The sequence below is a fragment of the Paraburkholderia sp. genome (assembly GCF_034668105.1).
Taxonomy (GTDB): Bacteria; Pseudomonadota; Gammaproteobacteria; order Burkholderiales; family Burkholderiaceae; genus Paraburkholderia.
Genome location: NZ_JAXDPY010000351.1, coordinates 1 through 5315 on the forward strand (window position 1 = coordinate 1; position 5315 = coordinate 5315).

The window sequence follows — 5315 nt, forward strand, 5'->3', positions numbered from 1 at the left end:
CGCTGAACCGCTGAACCGCTCAACCGCTCAACCGCTGAACCGCTGAACCGCTGAACCGCTCAACCGCTCAACCGCTCAACCGCTCAACCGCTCAACCGCTCAACCGCTCAACTGCTCAACCGCTCAACCGCTCAACCGGTCGCGCCAACTCCACCCGCTTCGCACACATGGCCTAGAGCTCGCGTCAACGCGCTCGAGCGGGCCGAGTCGTAGCGTGTCAGTGATTTCCAGTTAGCCAGTGATTGCGCAACGCGCGACGGACAATCCTGCGCGGCGCGCAGCGGTTGCACACGCGCGAGCCCGGCCACGAGTGATTGCGTCAATCGGTCCAGCTGTGGCCTCGTGCTGGCGGCCAGATCGGGTGCAGGGCCTTCGGGCGGCCGCGTGCTGCGCCAACTGGCGAACAGTGCGTTTTGCACGTCCTTGCTCGCGTCGATCTGATCCTGGAAGAAGGCACGTGCAAATGCCGGATCGACATTTGCAGCTACAGCACGCTTTTCGACATCGGCGAGCAATGCATTCTCACGTGGCGTATCCGTAATTGCCTGATGGTTGGCCCACTTCCAGCGCGCAACGGGCTCCGCCAGAGCGAGGCGCTGTGAAGCCAGCGCTATCAGATTGGTGAGCGCGGTGTCGTCGCCGTCCGCGGCGGAGGCGGGCGCGAGCACAAGCGCGGTAAACAACGCGAGCGCGCATGACGCTCCAAAGCGATACGAGCGATTCATCGAGGGCAGGAGTGGCCGATCGGCCGCGGAAGAAAAACCAGAAGAATAGACGATGTGCCGGGCGAGCGGGCGCTTAAAGCGATCGCCCACGAAATGCACAGCTTTAAGGCCGATCGTAAGGGCGCGCGCAATCGAACGCCTGGCAATGACCAAGCGCCGCAGCGCTCAAATAACCCCCGCTCGCGTTACGACGGGCACGCAAGACAATTGTTGAGGCGCGTGTGAACCTGCCCCCCGCGCCAGACGCGCGGGCGCCGATGCTGCATCGCCATTGCACACTTACTTCGAGTCGCACGACTTGCGTTGTTCGTCGAAAAATGCGCGAACGTGTTCGGGGAGTTCAGCACCCAGAAACTCGACGCCAGCGGGTTCCGGATCCGGACTAAAAACTTTATCCGGGGTCGGAATTTTCGTTGGTTTGGCATCCATGATCATTCTCCTTTACAAACCGATTATCTGCCTCGGTCCCCGTTTTGCACCAGAGCCCGATGCGGCTCACATGTTGTGTGTTGCTTTATCGGTACAGGCTCCCATGGAGCAGCATGTTTCAACACAATTTATCGGTTGGTTGCGTATAGCAGTGTTCGCCGCCAATCAAAACAGTCCGATATCCTCCGCTGTTCCCGTCTCAGCCTTGTCCCGCGCCTCTTTCGCGCATTATCTCTGTTGCATCACAGCAGCTTCTGTTCATATATGCCGATATAACAAATCACCGGGGCTTTTGTGCAGTGCCGCATCGGAAGGATTTTCTCTGAGTTAGGCCGAACGTTCGTTAATTACCGAACGGTTCAGTGCCTAGTTTCAGCCCCGAATTATTTGTAAACGAACGATTGCGCGAATTCGTTGACGAGCAGGCATACTTTTTAAATTTTTTTGCAAATAAAAGAGCGCTGCGTTCTAGACGAAACGCCGCGCTCTTCGTCGCCGATTTTTGGGCATTAGGGGAGAAGCGCGGCGGCCGGTACGCCTCGCGCGGCTTCTATTTCACGCCGCCAGCCGTTGCCTCAGATAGCTGGCCGTGCGGCTTTCGCTGGCACGTGCCACTTCAGCCGGCGTACCGCTTGCCACGATCGTGCCACCGGCGTCGCCCGCGCCCGGTCCGACGTCGATAACCCAGTCGCTCTGAGCGGCGACCCGCATGTCGTGTTCGACCACCACCACCGTATTGCCTGCATCGACGAGTCCCTGGAGTTGCACCATCAGCCGGTCTACGTCGACGGGATGCAAACCGGTGGTCGGTTCGTCGAGGATGTACAGCGTGTCGCCACGCTGCGCGCGCTGCAGTTCGGTGGCGAGCTTGATGCGCTGCGCTTCGCCGCCCGACAGTTCGGTGGCCGGTTGGCCGAGCCGCAAATAGCCGAGGCCGATGTCGCGCAACACCTTCAGTGCGCGCATCACGCCGGCTTCGTCGGCGAAGAAATCGCAGGCGGCGTCGACGGTCAGGTCGAGCACTTCGGCGATGTTTTTATCGCGCCACGCGATTTCCAGTGTCTGCGGGTTATAGCGGGTGCCGTGGCAGGTCGAGCAGGGTGCGTAGACACTCGGCAGAAACAGCAACTCTACGCTCACGAAGCCTTCGCCCTCGCAAGTCGGGCAGCGGCCTTGCGCGACGTTGAACGAGAAGCGGCCCGCACTGTAGCGGCGCTTGCGTGCGAGCGGCGTGTCGGCGAACAGTTTGCGCACAGTATCGAACAGGCCCGTGTACGTGGCGAGATTCGAGCGCGGAGTGCGGCCGATCGGCTTCTGATCGACGCGCACGAGACGGCGCAGGGAATCCATGCCTTCGGCGATGTGGCCGCCGGTCGGCATCGTTTCGGAGGCGAAGAGCGGGTCCTGTTCGTCATCGTCCGGACCTTCCATGATCCGTCCCAGGCGGGTTGCGACCAGTTCCGGCAGCGCCTGGCTCACGAGGCTCGATTTGCCGGAGCCCGATACGCCCGTGACGGTCGTGAAGCAGCCGAGCGGAAACGCCACGTCGAGCCCACGCAGATTGTTGCGCGTGATTTTGGTCAGGCGCAGCCAGCCGCCAGGCGAGCGCGGCGTGCGGTCGACGGGCGCGGGCGGCGCGAACAGATGCCGGCGCGTTTGCGACGCTTCGACCTTGGCGAGTCCAGCGGGCGGCCCGCTATAGACCACGTGACCGCCTGCTTCGCCGGCCGCGGGACCGACATCGACCAGCCAGTCGGCGCGCCGCATCATCTCCAGATCATGTTCGACGACGAACAGCGAATTGCCCGCGGCCTTCAGTCCCTGTAGCGCGACAAAGAGCGCTTCACCATCGGCGGGGTGCAAGCCGGCCGACGGTTCGTCGAGCACATACACGACGCCGAACAACTGCGACGACAACTGCGTGGCCAGTCTCAAGCGCTGCAGCTCACCTGATGACAGCGTCGGCGTGCTGCGCTCCAGTGCGAGGTAGCCGAGGCCGAGATCGATCAGCGTCGTCAGGCGCTCGAGCAGTTCGGCTGAAATGCGCTGCGCGGCGACGCGTTTCTCCGCGGAGAGATTTGGCGTGCGCCGCACATCGGGCGACGCTTTGTGCGCCGAGCCGCCCGCGGCGACCCGTTTGTCGACGGCGTCGCGCATCGCATGCCTGCTGAGCACGCTGCCTTTGCAGTCGGCGCCCGTCGCCGCATCGGGCCATTCGCCGCGCGCGATCGGTTCGAGAAGGGCGGCGAGCCGGGCGAGCGGCAACTGCGCGAATTCGCCGATGTCGAGACCGGCGAACTTCACCGAGAGTGCTTCTTTCTTGAGCCGTTTGCCATGGCAAGTCGGACAGAGGCTGCCGACCATGTACCGCGACACGCGCTTTTTCATCAGCGCGCTTTGGGTGTTCGCGAACGTGTGCAGCACGTAGCGGCGCGCGCCGGAGAAGGTGCCCATATAGCTGGGCTCTTCCTTGCGCTTGAGCGCGGCGCGTGTTTCCTTCGGTGTCAGGCCGGCGTAGACAGGCACGCTCGGTTGTTCGTCGGTGAAGAGAATCCAGTCGCGATCTTTCTTCGGCAAGTCGCGCCACGGCGTATCGACGTCGTAGCCCATCGTCACGAGGATGTCGCGCAGATTCTGTCCGTGCCATGCGGGCGGCCACGCGGCGATCGCGCGCTCGCGGATCGTCAGGGAGTCGTCCGGCACCATCGATTTCTCGGTGACTTCGTACACGCGGCCAAGCCCGTGACAAGTGGGGCAGGCGCCTTGTACCGTGTTCGGCGAAAAGTCTTCGGCGAACAACATCGGTTGCTTTGGCGGATAGTCACCGGTGCGCGAGTACAGCATGCGCACGAGAGTGGAAAGCGTCGTCACACTGCCGACCGTTGAACGTGCGCTCGGCGTACCGCGCTGCTGCTGCAACGCGACTGCGGGCGGCAGACCTTCGATCGAGTCGACTTCGGGCACGCCCACCTGGTCGATCAGGCGCCGCGCATAGGGTGCGACCGACTCGAAGTAGCGCCGCTGCGCTTCGGCGTAGAGCGTACCGAACGCCAGCGACGATTTGCCCGAACCGGAAACGCCGGTGAACACGACCAGCGCGTCGCGCGGAATCTGCACGTCGATGTTTTTAAGGTTGTGCTCGCGGGCGCCGCGCACGCGGACGAAGCCGGCGGGGGCCGGCGAACCGGATTCGGTCGGGGTCGAGCGGGGCTTGTTGCGGATGGCGTCCATGTCGAAGAATAGTGGATAGGCGTGATACCGGGACAGCCGGGCGAACGTACGTAAGGCCGCACGGAACATGCCCGGCGAAGTAGGGCGACAGGCCGATCGATGCGCAAGTTGCCTATCATTGAAGCAATCCGCGGCGCACGGTGCGGTGGATAACGGACGCGCCGCGTCTGGCGCGGAAGATGACAGTCTTCGCCCTTCAGAGAGTTCGTCATGGAAAACGCTGTCTACTGGAAAGGACGCCAGGTCGGAATCGAGTGTGCCGGCCGGATTTTGTGGTTTTCGTCAGCGCCGCGGGAAGCGGTTGTGGCTTATAGCACTGAGCGGGCCGAGAGCAAGGTGATCGTTGAAGACACAGTGGTCGCTCGCAATCTTGGGATGACCGCGCGATGCGACCGGTTGGATTTTCGCGGATGAGCTCAGGCTGTAGCGGTGGGTGAAAGCCGCAGCGGAAAGCAAAAAGCCCAGTCACGAGGACTGGGCTTTTTGTTTGAATCTTGTGGTGCCGGAAAGAGGAATCGAACCCCCGACCTTCGCATTACGAATGCGCTGCTCTACCGTCTGAGCTATTCCGGCATCAGGAGAAACAAGATTATAGAGACAGGTCGGGGCAGTTGGCAAGCCCCTTTATCAAACTTTTTCCGCTCGTTGTTCCGCCGTTTCTTCCTCGTGGTATCGCGTCACGCGTTCCACCTCGTTTTTCGACCCGAGGAAGACCGCCACACGCTCGTGCAGGCTCTTGGGCTCGACATCGAGAATGCGCTGCTTGCCGTTCGTCGCAGCGCCGCCCGCCTGCTCGACGATGAATGACATCGGATTCGCTTCGTACATCAGCCGCAGCTTGCCCGGCTTGTCCGGCGTGCGCTTGTCGGCCGGGTACATGAAGATGCCGCCGCGACTCAGGATGCGATGCACGTCCGCCACCATCGATGC

Annotated in this window: 3 protein-coding genes, 1 tRNA gene and 1 pseudogene; all 5 read right to left on the reverse strand. The window is 62.3% G+C overall.

All coding sequences use genetic code 11. From position 1 onward, the window contains the following. Positions 1–131: 131 nt before the first annotated feature. Complete coding sequence (locus QOC89_RS15865) at positions 132–725, reverse strand: chorismate mutase (protein WP_323045878.1); 594 nt, start codon at positions 723–725, stop codon at positions 132–134. A gap of 279 nt (positions 726–1004) precedes the next feature. Continuing rightward, complete coding sequence (locus tag QOC89_RS15870; RefSeq protein WP_165614451.1) at positions 1005–1154, reverse strand: hypothetical protein; 150 nt, start codon at positions 1152–1154, stop codon at positions 1005–1007. 555 nt (positions 1155–1709) lie between these two features. Next, on the reverse strand, positions 1710–4385 hold the full coding sequence (locus tag QOC89_RS15875; RefSeq protein ID WP_323045879.1) for an excinuclease ABC subunit UvrA: 2676 nt from the start codon (positions 4383–4385) through the stop codon (positions 1710–1712). A 497-nt stretch (positions 4386–4882) separates the two neighbouring features. Continuing rightward, positions 4883–4958: transfer RNA gene (locus tag QOC89_RS15880), tRNA-Thr, on the reverse strand. A 54-nt stretch (positions 4959–5012) separates the two neighbouring features. Next, positions 5013–5315 (reverse strand): annotated as a pseudogene (locus QOC89_RS15885) (fructose-bisphosphatase class I); the annotation flags it as partial.